The sequence below is a fragment of the Glutamicibacter sp. genome (assembly GCF_050701915.1).
GTDB lineage: Bacteria > Actinomycetota > Actinomycetes > Actinomycetales > Micrococcaceae > Glutamicibacter.
The window spans coordinates 100,211-119,121 of the sequence record NZ_JBOGEG010000005.1 but is presented as its reverse complement, the minus strand read 5'-3'; the positions used below and the strand labels follow the sequence as shown (position 1 = coordinate 119,121).

The 18,911-nt window shown below is 59.3% G+C and carries 16 protein-coding genes and 3 pseudogenes; 6 read left to right on the top strand and 13 right to left on the bottom strand.

Annotated elements, in window-relative coordinates:
* Positions 1 to 180: 180 nt before the first annotated feature.
* Genes ACRDT3_RS05960 through ACRDT3_RS05940 form a run of 5 tightly spaced genes read right to left on the bottom strand, consistent with a single transcriptional unit; the run spans position 181 to position 4,890 of the window.
* A complete protein-coding gene (locus ACRDT3_RS05960; RefSeq protein WP_431492107.1) occupies positions 181 to 1,356 on the bottom strand; it encodes an NAD(P)/FAD-dependent oxidoreductase in 1,176 nt (391 codons plus the stop codon).
* A gap of 49 nt (positions 1,357 to 1,405) precedes the next feature.
* Complete coding sequence (locus ACRDT3_RS05955; protein ID WP_431492106.1) at positions 1,406 to 2,443, bottom strand: Gfo/Idh/MocA family protein; 1,038 nt, start codon at positions 2,441 to 2,443, stop codon at positions 1,406 to 1,408.
* Complete coding sequence (locus ACRDT3_RS05950; RefSeq protein WP_431492105.1) at positions 2,444 to 3,190, bottom strand: amino acid ABC transporter ATP-binding protein; 747 nt, start codon at positions 3,188 to 3,190, stop codon at positions 2,444 to 2,446.
* A complete protein-coding gene (locus tag ACRDT3_RS05945; RefSeq protein ID WP_431492104.1) occupies positions 3,187 to 3,966 on the bottom strand; it encodes an amino acid ABC transporter permease in 780 nt (259 codons plus the stop codon). The genes ACRDT3_RS05950 and ACRDT3_RS05945 overlap by 4 nt, the downstream gene beginning before the upstream one ends.
* Before the next feature lie 60 nt (positions 3,967 to 4,026).
* Positions 4,027 to 4,890, bottom strand: coding sequence for an ABC transporter substrate-binding protein (locus ACRDT3_RS05940; RefSeq protein WP_431492103.1), 864 nt, complete (start codon positions 4,888 to 4,890; stop codon positions 4,027 to 4,029).
* A gap of 161 nt (positions 4,891 to 5,051) precedes the next feature.
* Here ACRDT3_RS05940 and ACRDT3_RS05935 point away from each other — a divergent pair, with 161 nt between their 5' ends.
* Complete coding sequence (locus tag ACRDT3_RS05935) at positions 5,052 to 6,146, top strand: LacI family DNA-binding transcriptional regulator (protein ID WP_431492102.1); 1,095 nt, start codon at positions 5,052 to 5,054, stop codon at positions 6,144 to 6,146.
* 4 nt (positions 6,147 to 6,150) lie between these two features.
* On the opposite strand, the gene ACRDT3_RS05930 is transcribed toward ACRDT3_RS05935, so the two are convergent.
* The 4 genes from ACRDT3_RS05930 to ACRDT3_RS05915 are packed head-to-tail and all read right to left on the bottom strand — an operon-like array spanning position 6,151 to position 10,182.
* Complete coding sequence (locus ACRDT3_RS05930) at positions 6,151 to 7,056, bottom strand: sugar phosphate isomerase/epimerase family protein (protein WP_431492101.1); 906 nt, start codon at positions 7,054 to 7,056, stop codon at positions 6,151 to 6,153.
* Complete coding sequence (locus tag ACRDT3_RS05925; RefSeq protein ID WP_431492100.1) at positions 7,053 to 7,889, bottom strand: carbohydrate ABC transporter permease; 837 nt, start codon at positions 7,887 to 7,889, stop codon at positions 7,053 to 7,055. Before ACRDT3_RS05925 ends, ACRDT3_RS05930 begins: the two co-directional genes overlap by 4 nt.
* Positions 7,883 to 8,854, bottom strand: coding sequence for a carbohydrate ABC transporter permease (locus ACRDT3_RS05920; protein WP_038993158.1), 972 nt, complete (start codon positions 8,852 to 8,854; stop codon positions 7,883 to 7,885). Before ACRDT3_RS05920 ends, ACRDT3_RS05925 begins: the two co-directional genes overlap by 7 nt.
* Before the next feature lie 8 nt (positions 8,855 to 8,862).
* Positions 8,863 to 10,182 carry an ABC transporter substrate-binding protein gene (locus ACRDT3_RS05915; RefSeq protein ID WP_431492099.1) on the bottom strand — a complete coding sequence of 440 codons (1,320 nt, stop codon included), beginning with the start codon at positions 10,180 to 10,182 and terminating at the stop codon, positions 8,863 to 8,865.
* 302 nt (positions 10,183 to 10,484) lie between these two features.
* Here ACRDT3_RS05915 and ACRDT3_RS05910 point away from each other — a divergent pair, with 302 nt between their 5' ends.
* The 3 genes from ACRDT3_RS05910 to ACRDT3_RS05900 all read left to right on the top strand — a co-directional run bounded on the left by ACRDT3_RS05910 (position 10,485) and on the right by ACRDT3_RS05900 (position 13,566).
* Positions 10,485 to 11,486, top strand: coding sequence for an SIS domain-containing protein (locus tag ACRDT3_RS05910; protein WP_038993160.1), 1,002 nt, complete (start codon positions 10,485 to 10,487; stop codon positions 11,484 to 11,486).
* A gap of 71 nt (positions 11,487 to 11,557) precedes the next feature.
* Positions 11,558 to 12,445 carry a PfkB family carbohydrate kinase gene (locus ACRDT3_RS05905; protein ID WP_431492098.1) on the top strand — a complete coding sequence of 296 codons (888 nt, stop codon included), beginning with the start codon at positions 11,558 to 11,560 and terminating at the stop codon, positions 12,443 to 12,445.
* Between the two features lie 35 nt (positions 12,446 to 12,480).
* Positions 12,481 to 13,566: a LacI family DNA-binding transcriptional regulator gene (locus ACRDT3_RS05900; protein ID WP_431492097.1), complete on the top strand. Its 1,086-nt coding sequence runs from the start codon at positions 12,481 to 12,483 to the stop codon at positions 13,564 to 13,566.
* A 414-nt stretch (positions 13,567 to 13,980) separates the two neighbouring features.
* On the opposite strand, the gene ACRDT3_RS05895 is transcribed toward ACRDT3_RS05900, so the two are convergent.
* Both ACRDT3_RS05895 and ACRDT3_RS05890 read right to left on the bottom strand, forming a co-directional pair.
* Positions 13,981 to 14,850 carry an IS3 family transposase gene (locus ACRDT3_RS05895; protein ID WP_431492123.1) on the bottom strand — a complete coding sequence of 290 codons (870 nt, stop codon included), beginning with the start codon at positions 14,848 to 14,850 and terminating at the stop codon, positions 13,981 to 13,983.
* Positions 14,851 to 14,894: 44 nt separating this feature from the next.
* Positions 14,895 to 15,200 (bottom strand): transposase, encoded by a 306-nt coding sequence (locus ACRDT3_RS05890; protein WP_431492096.1) that lies wholly within the window; start codon positions 15,198 to 15,200, stop codon positions 14,895 to 14,897.
* Positions 15,201 to 15,258: 58 nt separating this feature from the next.
* Here ACRDT3_RS05890 and ACRDT3_RS05885 point away from each other — a divergent pair.
* Together ACRDT3_RS05885 and ACRDT3_RS05880 are read left to right on the top strand one after the other, a co-directional pair.
* A pseudogene (locus ACRDT3_RS05885) lies at positions 15,259 to 15,864 on the top strand (transposase); the annotation flags it as partial.
* Between the two features lie 313 nt (positions 15,865 to 16,177).
* A pseudogene (locus tag ACRDT3_RS05880) lies at positions 16,178 to 17,414 on the top strand (IS110 family transposase).
* 171 nt (positions 17,415 to 17,585) lie between these two features.
* On the opposite strand, the pseudogene ACRDT3_RS05875 reads toward ACRDT3_RS05880, so the two are convergent.
* Both ACRDT3_RS05875 and ACRDT3_RS05870 read right to left on the bottom strand, forming a co-directional pair.
* Positions 17,586 to 17,756: pseudogene (locus ACRDT3_RS05875) on the bottom strand (IS630 family transposase); the annotation flags it as partial.
* A gap of 194 nt (positions 17,757 to 17,950) precedes the next feature.
* A complete protein-coding gene (locus ACRDT3_RS05870) occupies positions 17,951 to 18,910 on the bottom strand; it encodes an ABC transporter permease (RefSeq protein ID WP_431492095.1) in 960 nt (319 codons plus the stop codon).
* Position 18,911: the final 1 nt, after the last annotated feature.

The following is an 18,911-nucleotide window of genomic DNA, read 5'->3' as shown; positions in this document are numbered from 1 at the left end:
CGACGGCCACCGAGAATCATGAGTAGTGGATTCCGGTGGCCGTTATCGGCTCGATGAAAAAATGAGTTACTCAGTGATTGCACTGAACGGGGGGCTTGTCCGGTTTTCTGAGGCATGATTCTCAGATTCTTCGCCGTGGTGGATCTTGACCGGTGTACAAGACCCACCCCGGCCACAGGATCACTGCCCGGCTGGCACCCAGGCGCCGGTTCCGGCGGCGTTTCCGCGCGCTTGCTCCTTGAACCGCGCAAGGCGGAAGGAGCGCAGGACGGGGCTGCTTTGACCCGTGGTGATTTCTTCGGCCAGCAGCTCGCCGAGAATTAGTCCAAGGGTAGCGCCGGAGTGCGTGAAGAGGACATGCAGTCCCTGGATGGACGGAACCGGTCCAACCACTGGTTCGCCGTCATGCGGGATCGGCTTGAGGCCGGCTCCCACGCGATTGGCGGTCAGCACGGGGTTTCCTGCCAGTACCTTCGAGGCTTCATCGAGAAGCCCCTGTACTGCGTTCGAAGGAACCATGAAGCTTCCGTCAGGTTCGGCCACGACGGTATGCTCTGACCAGTCAGCGTCCAGCACCAGGCGCCCATCGGGGGTGGGGCGCACGGCAACACGCGGGGTGTTGAGCACCGTGCGCACTGGGTGGTCCACTGGGTCGGTGAAGAGCACGAAAGCTGCGGGAGTGGCATCTGGAACGGTAACCCCCAGAGCCTCAAGCTGCGCAGGCACCTCGCCTCCGGTGGCCAGCACCACTTCGTCGGCATCGATGATGCTGCCATCGGCCAGGGTGATGCCTACCGCCCGCGAATCACGCATGGCGAGAGTTGCGGGCCCGGCGTGCTCGATGATCTTCGCACCGTGGGACACGGCTTCGGCGGCGAGTGCCGGCACGAAATGGGGCAGGTCGACCCAACCTTCGCCAGGGTTGTAAATGGCACCTTCCTCGGCGACGGCGGAGGCATCCACATCAGGGGCGATCTCGGGGATCTGCTCCCGGTCGATCCACCGTGAATCGTAGCCGCCCGAGCGCTCGAACTCGTAGGTGGTGCGGAAGCTCTCGCCGTCAGCTGCCCATTTCAGGGCGCCGTTGAACCGGAGGTATTCCTTGCTTCCGGGATGGCAGTTGCTCCAGGTGCGGTAGCGGTCCATGGCTAGCATGCGCAGATAGTGGTAGTCGGCGGAGCGGGCTCCGGATGAATTGAGCCAGGCAATGGAACGGCTGCTTGCACCGTCGGCCAGGCTGCCGGAGGTGACCAGTGTGACCTTGGCGCCGTTGCGTGCCAGATGCATGGCGGTGGAGACACCTAGAATTCCGCCACCGATAATGGCTACGTGCTTTACAGGGTGAGATGAGGACATTGGTGTGCTTTCTTCAGTACTAGATGGTGGTGCGCAGTTAGGGGAGGACTTATCCGGACGTCGAGCCGTGGTGCATGTCTTCAATTAAGCGCAAGACGCTCAGGCTGTCCGCCGGGTCGACCGGAATCGGGCCGTTTGAACGCAGGCAGTTACGCAGGAGCCGATAGAATTGGGGATAATCCCCGGGCTCGGTCGGCACCTTGTGCGCGTCGTGGCCCAAAACCATCTGGCCCCAAGCTGACTCCGGGGTTCTTCCGTACTCGGCATGCTCCACGCCCATCCCGGATGCCAGTTGGGGTTCTTGTGGGTCGAGCCCCTCGGTGCAGTAGGCGCCGAGGCTTCCAGCGACATGGAACCGCGGGCCCGGCGAGGCATTCAGGCTGCTCATGGTCAGCCGGGATTGCGTGCCCGAGTGGTGGTTGAGCACCAGATGCGCGTCTTCTTCGGCAGTGACCTTTTCGGTCAATGCGCGTAGCGAACTTTGCATCGACTCGACGGGGCCGAAGAGCTCAACAGCCTGGTCGATGAGGTGGGTGCCCAAATCGTAGAGGATGCCCCCGCCGTCCTGAGCTGTCAACTTGGCCTTCCAGCTGCGCATTCCTTCGGGCTTAAACCATTCGAAACGCGACTCGAAGCTGTGGACCTGGCCCAGGATCTTCTCAGCCAGCAACTGCTTGACGGTGAGGAAGTCGCCGTCCCAACGGCGGTTCTGGTAGACAGTAAGCGTAAGCCCGCGCTGGCCGGCCAGGGCAATCAATTCTTCACCCTGGGCGCTGCGCACCACGAAGGGCTTGTCGACCACCACATGCAGTCCGTGTTCCAAGGCGGCACGGGCAATCTCGTAATGGGTTGGCGGCGGTGTTCCGATCACCAGCAGATCCAAGTTCTCTGCTGACTCGAGCACTTCCTGATAGCTGGGAACGATGGCGGCCCGCGGGTATGCCCTGGCGGCTTGCTGCTGGCGCTCGGGATTGGACGTGGCAATCATTGAGATCTCGAAGTCCGGGTTTGCGGCCAGCAACGGAGCATGGAAAACCCTGCCGGAGACGCCGAAGCCGATGATGGCAGTACGGATGTTTGCTGGCATCTAGAGCACCTCCTTCAGGAAACGGCGCAGCCGTTCGGATTTCGGATGGTTGAATAAGTCATCCGGAGTCCCGGATTCAATGACTTCTCCTTCGTCCATGAAGACGACTTGGTCCGCGACTTTGCGGGCGAAGCCCATTTCATGGGTGACTACCACCATGGTCATGCCGCGCTGGCAGAGGCTGGCCATGAGGTTCAGCACGCCCTTGACGAGTTCAGGATCCAGCGCGCTGGTGGCCTCGTCGAAGAGCATGATTTCCGGTTCCATGGCCAGGGCGCGGGCGATAGCCACGCGTTGCTGCTGGCCGCCGGAGAGGTCCCGTGGACGATGGTCTGCGCGTTCGGCAAGGCCGACTTCGGCCAATCGCGCGAAGGCCAGCTCTTCGGCCTTCTTGCGATTCATTCCCTTGATCTTCCACGGTGCCAGCGCAACATTCTGCAGGGCGGTGTGATCGGGGAAGAGATTGAAATGCTGGAAGACCATGCCGATGCGCTTGCGGACATCATCTGGCCGGTCCCCGAGAATCGAGGAGCCGTTGACCGTGACATCGCCACGCTTGGGCTCGTGCAGCCGGTTGATGCCGCGCAAAAGGGTGGATTTGCCAGAACCGGAAGGACCGATAATGCATGTGGTGGTCCCAGGAGCGACCTTGAGATTGATATTGTGCAGGATCTCGATGTCGCCGTAGGCCATCGCCAGATTTGTCAGTTCCAGCGAGGAACCGTGAAACTCCTTGATTGCGGTCATGCCCGCCCTCCTTGTGCCGAGGTTTCCAGTTCAGTAACTTCTTTCAATCCGCTGGTGGGCGGGGTAGCCTTGCGCCGTCCCGTGCGGAATTTCTGATCGATGTAGTTGACCATGTGGGTCAGCGGGACGGTGATCACCAGGTAGAAGATGCCGGCGGCGACCAGCGGCGAGAGATTGCCGGTGAGCACCGCGGCGTCCTGGCCCACTCGGAAGAGTTCGCGTTCAAGGGGGAGCAGCCCGAGGAAGTAGACAAGCGAAGAATCTTTCACGATGGCAATGAACTGGTTCACCATTGCTGGCAGCACGCGTCGGATGCCCTGCGGAATGACGACGAGCAGCATGGCCCGTCCATAGGACATGCCTAGTGCCCGGCAAGCTTCAAGCTGGCCCTTTTCCACTGACTGGATGCCGGATCGGAAGATTTCTCCGATGTAGGCGCTGGCGATGAGGCTGAGCGCGATTATTCCCAGTGGATAGGGGGAAGGGCCGAAAATGTCCTGCGAGATACCGGTGAATCCACGCCCAATGAGCAGAATGGTCAGAATGGCCGGCAAGCCGCGGAAGAGATCGGTGTAAATGCGTGCCGGGACTCGAAGCCAGCGCGTTTGGGCGATGCCCATGACAGCGACTAGCATGCCGAGAACCATGCCAATGATGGTTGCAGAGATCGAGATGATCAAGGTATTGACCAGCCCGGTCTTCAGCAGCTGGGGGAGTACCTCCAGCATGGAGCCGAAGTCCAAAAAGGTCTTGGAGATGCTATCGAAGAATTCCATAAATGTTCCTTGCCCTTCTGTGGTGCGCGGCGTGCCGCTGGGCACCGTCGAAGGTTGTGATTAGGAGTCCTTGCTGGTGGACTCGGCGCCGTTCTGCTCGGCCTTTGGCAGGTACTGCTCGGGCATTGGAGATCCCGGGAACCACTTCTGGTAGAGCTTTTTCCAGGTGCCGTCTTCCATGGCTTCTGCCAGTGCCTTGTTCAAGGCCTTACGCAGCGCTTCGTTTTCCGGTGCGATAGCGAAGCCGGCCGGAGCGTCGAAGGAAGGGACGTCGAGAGCGTTTTCGAGCTCATACTGATCTGTGTAGTCCTTGGCTGCTTCGTAATCCAAGAAATGCGCATCGATTGATCCGGCGTTTAGTCCGGAGACCGCGGTGTTGTTGTCCGGGAATCGCACGATGTCCGTATCAGTGAAGTTCTTGACGGCGTACGCTTCCTGGAGGCTGCCCTGGACGACGCCCAGGCGCTTGCCGGCAAGATCTTGCGCTGAGGTGATGTTCTTCTTCGGGGACGCCAGAACAGTTAGATAGCCGGCCAGATAGCCGTCGGAGAAGGCGACGGTCTGCTGTCGTTCTTCGGTGATGCCGATGGCGGCTACACCCACGTCGAATTGGCCATTGGCTACTGCAGAGAGCAAAGCAGAAAAATCTTGGCCTGTGAATAGCACTTCATCGATGCCGATGCGATGCGCTACGTCGGTGAACAGCTCGACGTCGAAACCGGTGAACTGGCCTTCGGAATTGGTGTAGGTATAGGGCTTGCTGTCACCGATGCTCGCGACACGGATGGTGCCGGGATCAATGAGGTTGTAGGGATTATCCTGCGCCGCTTCGGTGCTGTCGGAACCGCAAGCGGTCAGTGACAGCGCACCTAGGGCGAGTGCCGTGGTGGCCGCCAGGGCGCGGAATCCAAGCCGAAATTTCATGTGGATCTCTCCGTTCGATGCTGGGCGAGCGGGTCCCGCCCAAAGAGTACTATTGATGTTTGAGACCGGTCTCAAAATGACAGTGAGACCGGTCTCAAACTCGTTATGAAGTAAGTTACACTTCAAATTGAAGACGCGTCAAGAGATTGAGGGAAAGTTAAATGGCTCGACGACAGGGAACCGGTGAAGTGACGATTTCCGATGTCGCACGGCATGCAGGGGTTTCCAAGGCCCAAGCCGCGCGCGCGATGGGCGGCTATGGATCGGTCAGCAACGAAGCCAAGCAACGTGTTCAGCAGGCAGCCCAGCAACTGGGCTACCGGCCTAATGCCTTGGCACGCAGCATCAATACTGGCAAGTCCCAGTCGCTGGGCGTGGTAGTGGGGGACGTGGAGAACCCGTACTTCGGCCAAGCGATCCGCGGCATCAGCGACGTGGCGCGCAGCCACGGTTTTGATGTGGTGCTGGCCAACACTGGTGAGTCTCTGGCTGATGAAGAAAAAGCAGTGAAGATGCTGCTTGATAAAAGAGTGGACGGGCTGCTGATTTGCCCGACATCCCGCTCAGCGCACGCGCACATTCTCGATGCCGAACGCGCCGGGCGGCCCGTGGTTCTCTTTGACCGCGATATTTCAGTCCCGGGCCTGGATGTGGTGCAGATGCGCATTGCCGAAGTGACACGGCAAGCCGTCGCATCCATGATTGATGCAGGACATCAACGTATTGCCTATATTTCCACACTGAAACTCGCTGCCCCAGAATTCGAAATGGGACAGGATCTCGACCTATCCACTGTGACGCAACGCGTAGATGGCATCCGGCAAGCCCATGAGTCCGCGGGACTTGAGGTCGACTCGCGGCTCTTCTGCTTCGGAGTGAGCAACCGCGAGGCGGCTGATGAAGCAATAGCCAGGCTGCTGCGACTGCCTGAACCGCCAACGGCGCTAGTTGCCTCGGATTCCTTGGTGGCGCTTGATCTGCTGCTCTGCCTCAAACGCAGGGGTATCCGGGTCCCTGCAGATTTGTCTCTAGTGATGCTGGACGACCAGCCCTGGGCGGAGCTGGTGGAGCCACCGGTGACCTCGATCTCCCAACCTGCCTATAGCTTGGGGGAACAAGCCGCGAGCGCGCTCTTCGAACGCATTGCAGGCACGGCAGGCGGCCGCAGAATCTGGCTGAATCCGAGACTGGTAAAGCGATCCTCGATTGCTGCGCCAGCATCCAGCGCTTGTGCGGGCGAGCAGGCCATGCCATAGAGGGCTAAGTGAACTGGCGATATCCCGGCACTCGTTTGGCTGGCGTACTATTTGCGCCTGTGGCGAGTGCGGCCATTTCCCTTTCGATAGCCTCGAAACTCCGGCGAAAGGCCATCTGGGGTGCCAGTGCGTATTGGCCAGAGCCGAAAAGCTCGATGGTCATCATTCCCGTGTAGCCTGCCCGCGCCAGCGAAGCCAGGATGGCCCCGAGGTCGAGATTCCCCTCGGGCCACGCCAGATGTCCGGTGGGCGTCCCGTCGACGAGGTGCACGTGCCAGATGCGATCGGGGAGTGCGGACAGATAGGTTTCCACTGTCTCACCCGCGGCGGCCATGGCTACGGTGTCGAGGCAAACCCCGAGATTCGGCGAGCCGACTTCTTCGAGCATGCGTGCCGCGTGCTCGCTGTGTATGACAAGGTTGGACTCGACCCGCTGAAGCGGTTCCAGCAGGCAGCGCAGGCCGTAGCGGTCCGAATATGCGGCGATCTCGGCCAGGGCATCACGTGAGCGTTCCCAGGCAACTTCTTTTGGCTCATCCTCGGCGCCTCGTCCCGACGTCAAGAAGAGGAACTCGGCGCCGAGCACCGAGCAAAGATGAACGGCATGCTTGAAGTGATCGATGCTCCGCTTCCTGAGGCCGGGCTCGGGGGAAGCGACATTCACCGGATAGGCCACCTGCTCCGGGGTGAGGCACAAGGCGCTCATTCCATAGGAATCCAGCAACTTCGCCAGGGATTTCGCCTCCTGCAGATCCATGGTGCCGATATCTGCGTGCGGGGCGATGCCCCATAGCTCGAAGTGACGGCGCCCGAACTGCGCCATGTCGCGCAGGCAGCGTTCAAGACTGTGATGCTGGTAGGCAAAATTCGTCCCCGTGAGTTGGTGCATTCCAAGCTGGGCTTGGGTCATTTTCCGACCCCTTCGGAAAGCCCCTTGATGAAGTAGCGTTGGCTGGCGAAGAACAAGATGAGCACCGGTATTGCAGCAATGGCCATTCCGGCGAACACTACAGGGTAGTCGGTGCCATGCTTGCTTAATAGGCTTGTCAGCCCGACTGGTAGCGGTTCAATGCCGCTGCCACTGGTGAAGACCATGGCGAACAGGTATTCATTCCATGCGAAGAGGACGTGCAGGAGCACGGTTGATACCAAGATCGGGGTGCACATCGGCAAGATGATATGCCAGAAAGTCCTCCACCGGCTGGCCCCATCCATCTCCGCGGCCTCGTCGATTTCAAAAGGCAAGTCGATCATGTAGGCGCGGATCAGGAAGGTCGTGAAAGGAATCCGGAATGCAGTGTAGAGGATCAGCAATGCCCAGAAGGTATTGTAGAGGCCCAGCGACTGCATGAGCTTGACCAGCGGGACCAAAGCGACCGTGGGGGCCAGCATCAGGCCGCCGAGGATGAAACCCATCCAGAATTTGGAGAACGGAATCTTGACGCGGCTCAGGCCATAGGCTGCCCAGGCGCTGATCAGGACCGTGGAGATCGTCGACGTCACGGTGACCAGGACACTGGTCGTGATGTAGTTGCTCACCCCGCGGTTCCAGGCGTTGGCATAGTTCTGCCAGGTGAACTGCTGCGGCCAGGCAAATGGATCAGCGAAGAGCTCGGCATTGGTCTTGAAGCCGTTCAGGAGCATCCACAGCAGCGGGTACACCACGACGACGGCAAGGCCCAGGAGGAAAGCGAACGCAAAGGTCCGGGAAATTGTCGAGATGATCTGGGTCCGGGTTACCACTGGACTCTCCTCTTTTTGGTGTGCCACATTTGGAGCAGGCCGATCGCCAGGGTCAGCACGAAGATGACGGTGGCAATTGCAGCGGCATAACCGAAGTCATTACGGGAGAAGCCGTTCTCGTAGAGCCACGTGCCGAGCACTTGAGTGGAGTTGTTCGGGCCTCCGCTGGTCATGACCATGACCTCGTTGAATACCTGGAAAGCGCCGGAAATCGTGACGATGACCATCAGGCCAGTCATTTCGCGGACCAGTGGGACAGTGATGTGGAAGAACTGCCGCAGCGGCCCGATCCCGTCCAGCTCGGCAGCCTCGAACAACTCGCGCGGAATGCGCTGGATGGCCACGGCGAACAACAGTGTGCTGTAGCCGAAGCCCTGCCACTGGCTCATCATGATGATGCCCATCATGGCCGTGGATTCCTGGCCGAGCCAAGGCTGCGCCAGCTGGCCCAGGTTTAAGGCGGTGAGCAGGTGGTTCAGCATGCCTAATTGGGGCTCGTAGATGAAGTAGAACAGCAGTCCGGACACTGTCAGGGAAATCGCAGACGGAATGAAGTAGAGCGCACGCAGGCAACGCCGCAGCCTCTCGTTTCGGCGGGACTCGATGAGCACTGCCAGCGCCAAGGCGCCAGCTACTTGGAATACCAGCGAGACGAGGGCATACAGGAAATTGTTTCCCAGCGCAGTGTAGAAGACCGGGTCTTTTGCCAGTTTGCTGAAGTTCTCCAGGCCGACAAATTCGCTCCGGCCTGAATAGATATCCCATTGCATCATCGAGAATACGAAATTCTGCAGCAATGGCCAGTAGACGAAAGCGATCAGCACGGCAATGGCTGGCGCTAACCACCACAGGCCTCGGGCCATGCGCTTGCGGCCGAACATCGGCTGGGCTTTGGGGTGCTGCTTCGAGGTGCCTGCTGCGCCGAGGTGCGCGGTGGGCGCCGTATCTAGAACTGTTCCAGCCATTTCATGACCTACTTCGCCGATTCGCTAGCGGAACGCACCGATTCGATGACCTCGCCGGGGGTGCTGCTGCCGCTGGTGAGTGCTTCTCCGCCGGCGAGCCAGGCATCGGCGACTTCGGGAACGGTCACTGTATCCAGCCACATCACCAGGGAGGATGCGCTATTGACCTTCTCGATGCCGGTGGCGACCGCTGCGGAGGAGGTCTGTTCGGTCACGGCGCCCTTGACCGCACTGGGCTGGCCATATGGAACAGCGGAAAGCGTCTTGGCGTTGTCCATGCTGGTGGCAAACTTCATGAAGTCGGCCGCCAAGGCGGCCTGCGGTGACTTGGCATTGATCATGTAGCCTTCTGGAGCACCTTCGATGGCCCCGGGATCTCCGGCAGCTCCTTCTGGCGCGGGCAGCGGGAAGATCCCGAACTGGTCCGGATCGAGCTTGCCCTTGCCCGTGACGCTGTCGAATTCAAGAATTTCCTGGTAGTACATCGCGGAACGCGAACCGGCGAACGACTCCTGGGCCGTGGTGTAGAGCACTCCGTTCGAGCCGGCTTGGGTATCGGTGCATTCGTCGACCAGCTGCTGGTACTGGGTTAACGCGAGGTCGTAGCCCGGGTCGGTCCAGGAAGCCGTTTCGGGCTTGAAATCGGCATGCAGAACGTCAGCGGGGACGTTGTACGCGAAAAGCTGCTGCAGGTAGTGCAAGGCGGGCCAGCCGTCCTTGTTGCCGAAGGCAATTGGCTGGTATCCGGCATTGCGCAGGGCGTTGCAGCTGCCGATGAGTCCGTCGAAGGTCGTGGGAACCTCAACGCCTGCCTTTTCAAAGGCCTCCTTGTTGTAGCCCATGAACTTGCCATTGTTGTACATCGGAATTCCGTAGTATTTGCCGTCAATCGCGAAGGACTCAAGGGAAGCCTCGCCGAAAGCCGAACCCCATTGCGTCTCCGGGCCAATCACCTCGCTCAGATCAGCGGCAAGTCCGCCCCGCACAAAGTTCTCCTGCCAATTGCCGGTCCAGGTGAAGTAGGCATCTGGCAGTGCGTTGGAAGCGGTGAGCGTGCGGATCTTGTCCTTGATTGATTGGTCGGTCTCCTGGATGAACTCAACCGACACCTCGGGATGCTCCTTTTCGTAGCGTTTGGCGATGTCCTCGAAATATGATTCCAGCGGTTCGCCGGCGAATTTCGTGAGAATGCTGATGGTGCCGCTGTAGTTCGGAGCCGAGACAAAATCGGTGCTTGGAGAACTTTCAGGTGCTGGTCCGCCGCAGGCAGACAGGGACAGCGCGCCAATGGCCAGCGTGCCCATCAGGGCAAGGCGTGGGTTTTTCAAGATTAACCTCCCGGTTTGGCCCCGGCCCAGTGCGTGCTGGGTTGTCGCGGCTTTCTGATGACTTGGATGTGAATATACACATATTCTGATACCGGTACCAGGCTGTTCTTGAAAAAATTATTATTCCGGGACCGCCTGCGGGGCGACGGCAACGCTCATTGCCAATGAAATCATCTATTTTTCACGATTTCAGGATTATCTATTGACCGCCTGATGAATTCCATGCAAGCATGAATTCACCTGATACCGGTATCACAAGCCGCCGTATCCAGAACTCTGAGATCTTCGAAAGGATCACTCACATGCTCGGTTTCAACGAGTCGGAATTCCGCGCCCAAATTGGAAGCGCAGTATCTCTCCGTCCGCAGATTGAAAGCTACGTTGACCAGTTGCTCGCTGGCGGCATCGACAACATCCTGCTGGTGGGCTCCGGGGGAACCTATGCGCAGATGTGGCCCTACGAGCTTCTTGCCCGGCAGAAATCCACCATGCCGATTCGTGCGGCTATCGCCGCGGAAATCATCGAATCAGGAGATGCCCAGCTCAATGAGCGCACCCTTGCGGTCTTCACCTCCGTCTCCGGCACCACGGATGACGTAGTGCGGGCCATCGACTACATCGCTTCGCAGGGAGCTAGCACCATTGCCTTTACCGGCTATCCGGAATCCCCCATTGCGCAAAAGGTCGACAAGGCATTCATCTCGCAACCCAAGACCTGGCCATTCGACATGCAGATGCTACTGCTGATCGGCTGCATCCTGAACCAGCGAGGAGAGTTCGGCGAGTACAACCTGGTTGCCGACGAAATGGAGAATCTGCCCGACGCGCTGGTTGCAGTGGCTGAAAAGGCCGAAGAGCAGGCCATTTCTTTTGCCGAGGTCAACAAGGACACCGAATACCACTTCCTCATCGGTGGTGGGCCGCTATGGGGATTCACCTACTTGTACTCGATGTGCATTCTCGAGGAAATGCAGTGGATCAAAACCTCCCGCGTGCACAGCGCGGAATTCTTCCATGGGGCCCTGGAACTCCTGGAAGAAGACACTTCGGTGATCATCTTCCAGGGCGAGGACTCGACCCGGCCGTTGACCGACCGCGCCGAGGAATTCGCCAAGCGCATCAGTTCCAACGTCGCGGTCTTCGACACGAGGAACTACGAGCTTGCCGGCTTCAGCCCCGTCAGCCGGGCACTGATCGCGCCGATCGTCCTGGATACGGTTATGGGGCGGGTCAGCAAGCACCTGGAGCGCGTCCGCGACCACTCGCTGGACCTGCGCCGCTACTACCGGGTCATGGAATACTAAGCCGCTGTTCGTCCGGGCCGGGACGCTGATATGCGTCCCGGCCTGCATTCTGCTATCAAGGAGTCAAGCAAATGCGAGTGCTCGGTCTGGGTGACAATATCATCGACCGTTTCGTTGATCGCCAGGTGGATTACCCAGGCGGCAATGCTGTTAACGTAGCGGTATTCTCCCGGCGCCATGGCGCCGAAGCCGCCTATCTCGGAGTCTTTGGCGATGACCTGCTCGGAGGCTACATGCGCCGCACGCTCGAAGCTGAAGGCATTTCGACGTGGGGCTGCCAGGTCAAGCAGGGGAGCACTGGTATTTCCCGGCTCCATGTGGTGGAAGGCGACCGCACCTTCCTGAGCTGGAACGGCGGCGGCGTCACCGTAACGGATCCATTGATTCTCGATGATGAGCTGCTCGACTACATTGCAGGCTTCGACTTAGTCCATTCCAGCGTCTATTCGCGGATTGAAACTCAGTTGTCCGCCTTGTCCAGGACCGGGGCGCTGATCAGCTTCGACTACTCCAGCGAAGAGGAATTCCGCAGCGATGAATATCTGGGCGATACCGCACCCCATATCGACCTGGCACTGGTTTCCTGCGGATCGCTGAGCCTGGAGGAATCCAAGGAGCTGCTGCTGCGGATCGGCCATGCCGGAGCCCCGCTGGTGCTGGGCACGCGCGGTGAGTCGGGTTCCCTGTTCCTGAGCCAGAACCGGTTCTTTTCTCATCCGGCCCACCTGCACACCGACCACAGCCTCATGGTCGACACCATGGGCTGCGGCGATGCGTTTCTGGCCGCCACCGCAGTCTCGCTGTCCAGCCAAGGGTGGAAACGCGGCCAGGCACCGGAGCCAAGCGCCATCGAAGCGGCCCTGGCCTGTGGCGCGGAAGCGGCAAAGTTCCAATGCACCGTCGAAGCGGCGTTTGCCCACCCCAGATGCTGGTCGGCAGAATCCCAAGCAGTAAGATAAGTGAAACCACCGGAATAAACAGGAGACTTCTGAAAATGCCGCAGATGAGGACAGGGGCTCCGACCATCTCCGATGTTGCCAAGGCTGCAGGCGTCGGACGGGCTACGGCAGCAAGGACCCTAGGCGGCTACGGATATGTGAGTCCGCAAATGCAGGCTAAGGTCCTGGAAGCCGCCGAAGATCTGGGGTACCGCACCAACGCGCTGGCGCGCAGCATGTCCACCGGGGTGACGCATACCCTCGGTGTCATTGTGGCCGATGTCGGCAATTCCTTCTTCTCCGGGGTGCTGCGGGGGATCGCCGATACGGCTAGGAGCCATTCCATCGACACGCTGGTGATCAGCACCGACGAATCGCGGGAGAAAGAAATTTCGGCCATCAACGCATTGATCAACAAACGGGTGGACGGCATCATCATTTCCACTGCGGCCCGTACCCTTGGTGCCGCTGAGCATATCGCTCAGGCGCGGGACCAGGGGATTCCGGTGATCCTGGTCGACAGGGCCCTTCCGGGGTTGGGGCTCGATGAAGTGGTCATCGACAATCGCGCCGCCACACGGGACGCCATCCGGAGCCTCATCCAAGCAGGCCACCGGCGCATTGCCTTCGTCTGGGGACCTCCGACCCTTTCCAGGCCGACGCTGCGCCGCGAGCTCGTTGATGCCGCCTCGGATAACCTCTTCACCGAAGCCGAGCGTCTTGAGGGATACCTGGATGCGCTGGACGACGAGGGTATCCCTTTCGACCCTGCGCTGATCATGACCAGCGAGAAGACTTCGGAGCATACACGGGAAGAAATGCTGCGCATGTTCGATTTGCCCGCCGCTCCAACGGCGGTATTCTGCACGGAATCGGACGCCGTGGTCGGCGCTTTGAGAGCTATCCGCGAACGAGGGCTGCGGATCCCCGAGGATATTTCGCTCATTGGGTTCGATGACAACCCCTGGGCAGAAGTCATGAACCCGCCGCTGAGCATGATCGCCCAGCCAATGCATGAGCTTGGCGTGCAGGCGGCCCGAAGGCTCCTGACCCGGATCGAGAACACGGCGACAGCCCCTGAGCGCATCACGCTTTCCACTGAGCTCATCTGCCGGGATTCGGTGAAACGAATCGCAGAGTAGGGCCCGCTCGCGGAGCTGCCAACAGCATCGCAGTCAAGTGGCTGATTTCTCCTGCAGAATACCGGCGCTGGTCTGAGCGATTCCTTAGGCTCTGCGGGTTAGGCAGGCTTCTCGTCAAGCCATTGCGGTGGGCCGGGTCGATACCGGTCTGTCCGGCCAGTGGGACAGATCCCGGAAATGACGCCCTTTAGGGGTTAGACGATTCAAGAGTCACACCTGGTCGGAGGGACCAGTACCACTCTCCCAGCTAGCCCCGGCCAGTCACCAACAATTACAGCAGCTTCTATGTTGGGAAACCAACGATCGTCGGACCCATTCAGGGGGGTCATAAATTGATTGCTAAAGCAGCCACATCTTCCTCTGCTTCGCTGTCAAGCCCTGGGTTTTGTAGAGGATTTTAAATCGCGTTTCTCGCTACGCCGCGATCACTTCTTGAGCGTAGCTTTGATGCGCTTCGAGAGGCGTTGTGTAACCAAGGCTCGAATGCAATCTGCTGCTGTTGTACCAGCTCACCCACGCAGCGGTTTCGGACATCACTTCAATGAGCGCTGACCAGCTTTTCCGGTCGATGAGTTCTGCTTTGAACACTGAATTTAGGGCCTCGGCCATGGCATTGTCGTAACTATCTGCCTTTGAACCAACTGAAGCGAAGGCTTTGGCATCGCCGAGGGTTTCGCCGTACTTAACAGATCGATACTGCACCCCACGATCTGAATGGTGCACGAGTCCTGTCGTGTCATCTCCGGCCCGGTAGCGGGCCGCCAGCGCCATAATCAGAGCGTCCCTGGCCAAGGATTCCTTCATATGGTTGGTGACCTGCCAGCCCACAATCTCACGGGTTGCTGCATCCAAGATGAACGCCGCATACACCCAGCCAGCCTGGGTGGGGATATAAGTGGTGTCGGCAACCCACAACTCATTCGGGCCATTTGCTGCGAAATGTCGTTTGACTAGATCCGCAGGAGCGTTGGCTGGATCCACCGACTTCGTTGCCGGCCGCTTTCTGCGCCGGCTGATCCCGCGGATCCCAGCCACCGGCATGAGCCGCTCGATAGTGCATCTGGCAACCGGACCGAGGTCCTTCGAATGTTCGCGGTTCATCGCGTGCCACATCTTCCTCGCCCCGTAACAGGAGTAGTTTTCCTCGAAGACCGTACACATCAGCGGAACCAGCTTCTCATCACGTGTAGCCCTGGCAGACTTGGGGCGGGTCTTATGGGCGTAGTAGGACGACACGGCAATCTGTGCGTTGGTGTCTTCCAGCGCACGGATGATCGGCTCGATTCCGTAGTCGTTCTTGAACTCGTCGATGAACTTGACGACAAGGCTTATTTGCGGTCGAGCTCCGCTGCGAAAAAAGCCGAAGCCTTCTTCAGGATCTCGTTTACTCGCTGACTTTCGGCCATTTCAGCCCGTAACCTCCGGTTTTCCGCGACGAGGTCCACCGATTCTGCTGCGGTTCTTTGGCCGGTGCTTTCGTGCAGGCGTAGCCAAGTCCGGAGCGTGTCGGCTTTGACGTCGAATTGTGCGGCGATCCTGGTGATAGCACCGTAGGAGGTATCCGGGTTGCTCTGGGCGAGCAGGACGAGCTCGACTGCGCGCTTCTTGACGTCGTCCGTGTATTTCTTAGGCATACGTTTATTCTCCTTGAATGGGGTTTATATGCCTCTACTAAACCCGGGGCGATCCACTTTGAATGCCCTGGTGCGCAGCAACAACTTAGGGATCGACGCCCGCAGAAAGCTGACCGGAATCCAGATCGCTGAAATCAGGCGGTGGCGGGAACGCGAAGAAGAACTTTCGCTGAGGATCGCACGGTCTGAAGCGGTACGGCTGGCCAAGCATATTCTGGACTTGGATCAGCAGCTGATGGCCAATGAGCAGCAGCTGGACGGGCTGGTCAAAGCCAGCGAACCGGCACCCTTGCTGCATGAGACCGGCTTCAAGGCAATCACGGCAGCGAAGTGTTTCGTCGCGTGGTCCCATGAAGGCCGAGTGCGTGATGAAGCGGCATTTGCCTGCCTGGCTGGCGTGAATCCAATTCCCGCATCGTCGGGGAACACCACCCGGCACCGGATTAATCGCGGCGGAGATAGGTCATTGAATGCTGCCCTGCACTTGGCAGCGGTCACGCGCATGACCCATGACGAAGAGACGCGAGCCTATGTTGAAAAGCGCCGGACTGATGGCAAGACCGATCGTGAGATCCGCCGCTGCATCAAACGCTACCCGGTCCGTCGAATCTTCAAAATCTTCAATGCTTCAGCAATGGTTGAAGAGGTTCAGGTGGCGGCTTGACAGACATAGAAGCTTCCCAGCGGGCTTCGCCAACGCCGAGGATGATTGAGAATTACCTCTCCGCTTGCGTTCCCAACCTGGAGCCTTGTGCTGAACCGGCGGCAGGCGCATTCTGAGGTTGTTGTTGGTGTCGACATGCCGGTATGACTCTGGTGCCTTGAGTCCGGATAGAAGCTTGGCCTGCGCGGATTTTCACGAGAACCGTGGATTGTTGCTTCGAGCACGAGTAATAGATTTCAACGTTTCACTCCTTAATCCCACGACACCACCAACGCCAGGATCCAATGATCATGTTGGAAGGAAGTGAAGCACGATGGAGATCGTGCATGAGCGCGCCGCAGGAATCGACATCTCCAAGCGGGACGCCAAAGTTGCCGTGCGGAAACCGGGGCATCGCCGCGGAACCTACCGCACCGAGGTGAAGACCTTCGGAGCCACCACCGCCCAGATCCGCGAACTTATCGGCTACCTGAACGCCGAAAAGGTGAGTGTCATCGTCATGGAAGCTACCAGCGACTACTGGAAGCCGTTCTATTTCCTGATGGAGGAAGAACAACTGCCGGTTATCCTCGTCAATGCCAAACGCGCCAGGAACATTCCGGGTCGGAAATCCGACGTCAATGACGCGACCTGGCTCGCTGAGCTGGCGGCCCACAACCTGCTGGCCGCCTCGTTCATCCCTCCCGAGCCGATCCGGCATCTTCGCGATCTGACCCGAGCCCGTTCGGCGGTGGTGCATGACCGGACCAAGGTCTACCAGCGGTTGGAGAAGTTCTTGGAATCTTCGAAGGATCAAGCTCTCCAGCGTTGCCTCCAGCCTGACCGGGGTGTCCTCGCGGCATATACTTGACGCTCTGGTGGCCGGGGAACGAGACCCGCATGTCTTGGCGGACCTGTCGATCCGTTCCATGCGGCGTAAGATCCCTGAACTCGTCGACGCGTTGGAGGGGCGGTTTACTGAGCATCATGCCGCCATGGTGAAACTTCATTTGCACCACATCGATACCCTCGATGAACAGCTCCAAATGCTGGATCAGATGATCACCGAGGCGATGGCACCATTCGATCAGGCCTGCCAGGCCTTAGAAACTGTGCCCGGGATCGGCAAGCAGACGGCGCAGGTCATCATCGCTGAAGTCGGCGTGGACATGACTGTTTTCCCTGATGCGGCGCACCTGGCCTCCCGGGCCGGAGTCTGTCCAGGACAGAACGAGTCTGCAGGCCGGCAACGCTCCTCGCATACTCGTGGTGGCAACGTGCATTTGCGCGCGGCGCTGGGGACCGCCGCGCTTGCGGCGATCAAGCACAAGGAATCGTTTCTGGCGGCCCGGTACCGGCGGTTGTATCTTCGCCGTGGAGGAAGCCGCGCGCTGGTTGCCATTGAACACACCATCATCGTGGCTATCTGGCATTTGTTGGCTAACGGTGAGGTGTTCAAGGAGCTTGGTCCGGACTACTACGATCAGCACAACAAGGATCGTGCGAAATCCCGGGCGGTCAAGGAACTTGAACGACTTGGCTACGAGGTCCATCTGGACTCGGCTGCCTGAATGCGCACATATCATCACCTACGTTCGATAATTTGGAATCAAAATCTGCATTCTTGACCCTGCCGGGCTTCGACTCTTGCCAGAGGCTTGGGTGCTGACCTGCGTCTTCATGGTGGAAGCGTTGGTTGCGGACGTTCCAGTATTCACGTACTAGAGTCAATCTGACAAGCTCTTCAGAGTAGATGGTTCACGGTCCACGAATTCAGCAACAATTTCCGGGGCCACGTCACGGGAAGGTAAGAGCAACGCTTCGGCCTTTTTCACCACGAGCTTGTGTGGTGCGTTGGCTTTGTAATCCTTGAGTAGCCGGCGTTCTTCATCGCTGAGTTGTGGGGTTCGAATAGTTCCAAAATTAACATTGTGGCAAGGTTAGTGCGGGATTAACGCGCCGGGATCAATGCATTTTGAAACCGTTTTTGAAGTGTGACCGCCAGAACTATTTTTGGCGAGACTTTTTCTGAATGACTGCACTGCCAAGATAAGAGCTGTGCGGACAACCCCTGGTGGGACTGCCCGCACAGCTGTCAGGTTAGTGGCTAGACGGTGCGCACGCGCGCGTCCAGCCGGGTGTAGGCGATGTCGACAAGGATGTTCGCCACCGCGACGAACAACCCGCCAAGCAGCACCACCCCGATGATCACCGGGCGGTCCTGGGTCTGTACGGCCTGGACCGCCAGCGAACCGACGCCCGCCAGCCCGAAGACCTGCTCGATGACGATCACGCCGCCGAGCATCACTCCAATGTCGATGCCCAGCTGGGTGACCAGCGGGGTCATCGCGCTGCGGAACGCATGCTTGTAGATCACCGACTGCTCGCGCACGCCCTTGGCACGGGCGGTGCGGATGTAGTCCTCGCCGAGCACCTCAAGCATCTGCGCACGAGTCAGCCGGGCATAGACCGCCGCGGTAACCAGCGCCAGGGTGATCCACGGCAGGATCAGGTGCCAGGCCCACTGCACCGGACTCTGGGCCAGCTCGATGTACCCGCTGGGCGGGAAGAGCAGGAAACCTGCCTTGGCGGGCAGCGAGTAGAGCGTGTAGAGCAGGATCATGCCCAGCACGAAGGTCGGGAAGCTGATGCCCGTCATCGCGAAGCTCTGCCCGATCCGATCGCGCAGGCTGCCTGGCTTGCGGGCCGAGGCCACACCCACCGGAATACCGATCAGCAGCCAGAGCACCATCGCGCCGCCCACCAGTGACATGGTCACCGGCAACCTGTCGAAGATCAGTTCGGTGACAGGCTGCTGGGAACGGTAGGAGAAACCCAGGTCACCCTGCAGCAGACGGGAAGCGAAATCGAGGTACTGCTGGTACAGCGGCTGGTTCAAACCAAGGGTGTCGCGGATCTGCGCGAGCAGCTGTTCGGTAGCCTTGTCTCCGGCGATCGCGCGGGCGGGGTCGCCAGGAGCCACGAAAAACAGCAGGAACACGAACAGGCTGAGTAGGAACAGCACCAGCAACCCGAAGCCCAGGCGCTTGAGTAGGAAAACGAACATT

What these genes read in the sequence shown, in the direction of transcription:
- ACRDT3_RS05920 (WP_038993158.1), bottom strand. Translation starts at nt 8,854, where the DNA reads ATGGCTGGAACAGTTCTAGATACGGCGCCCACCGCGCACCTCGGCGCA.
- ACRDT3_RS05935 (WP_431492102.1), top strand. Translation starts at nt 5,052, where the DNA reads ATGGCTCGACGACAGGGAACCGGTGAAGTGACGATTTCCGATGTCGCA.
- ACRDT3_RS05960 (WP_431492107.1), bottom strand. Translation starts at nt 1,356, where the DNA reads ATGTCCTCATCTCACCCTGTAAAGCACGTAGCCATTATCGGTGGCGGA.
- ACRDT3_RS05955 (WP_431492106.1), bottom strand. Translation starts at nt 2,443, where the DNA reads ATGCCAGCAAACATCCGTACTGCCATCATCGGCTTCGGCGTCTCCGGC.
- ACRDT3_RS05945 (WP_431492104.1), bottom strand. Translation starts at nt 3,966, where the DNA reads ATGGAATTCTTCGATAGCATCTCCAAGACCTTTTTGGACTTCGGCTCC.
- ACRDT3_RS05890 (WP_431492096.1), bottom strand. Translation starts at nt 15,200, where the DNA reads ATGCCTAAGAAATACACGGACGACGTCAAGAAGCGCGCAGTCGAGCTC.
- ACRDT3_RS05940 (WP_431492103.1), bottom strand. Translation starts at nt 4,890, where the DNA reads ATGAAATTTCGGCTTGGATTCCGCGCCCTGGCGGCCACCACGGCACTC.
- ACRDT3_RS05905 (WP_431492098.1), top strand. Translation starts at nt 11,558, where the DNA reads ATGCGAGTGCTCGGTCTGGGTGACAATATCATCGACCGTTTCGTTGAT.
- ACRDT3_RS05950 (WP_431492105.1), bottom strand. Translation starts at nt 3,190, where the DNA reads ATGACCGCAATCAAGGAGTTTCACGGTTCCTCGCTGGAACTGACAAAT.
- ACRDT3_RS05870 (WP_431492095.1), bottom strand. Translation starts at nt 18,910, where the DNA reads ATGTTCGTTTTCCTACTCAAGCGCCTGGGCTTCGGGTTGCTGGTGCTG.
- ACRDT3_RS05930 (WP_431492101.1), bottom strand. Translation starts at nt 7,056, where the DNA reads ATGACCCAAGCCCAGCTTGGAATGCACCAACTCACGGGGACGAATTTT.
- ACRDT3_RS05910 (WP_038993160.1), top strand. Translation starts at nt 10,485, where the DNA reads ATGCTCGGTTTCAACGAGTCGGAATTCCGCGCCCAAATTGGAAGCGCA.
- ACRDT3_RS05900 (WP_431492097.1), top strand. Translation starts at nt 12,481, where the DNA reads ATGCCGCAGATGAGGACAGGGGCTCCGACCATCTCCGATGTTGCCAAG.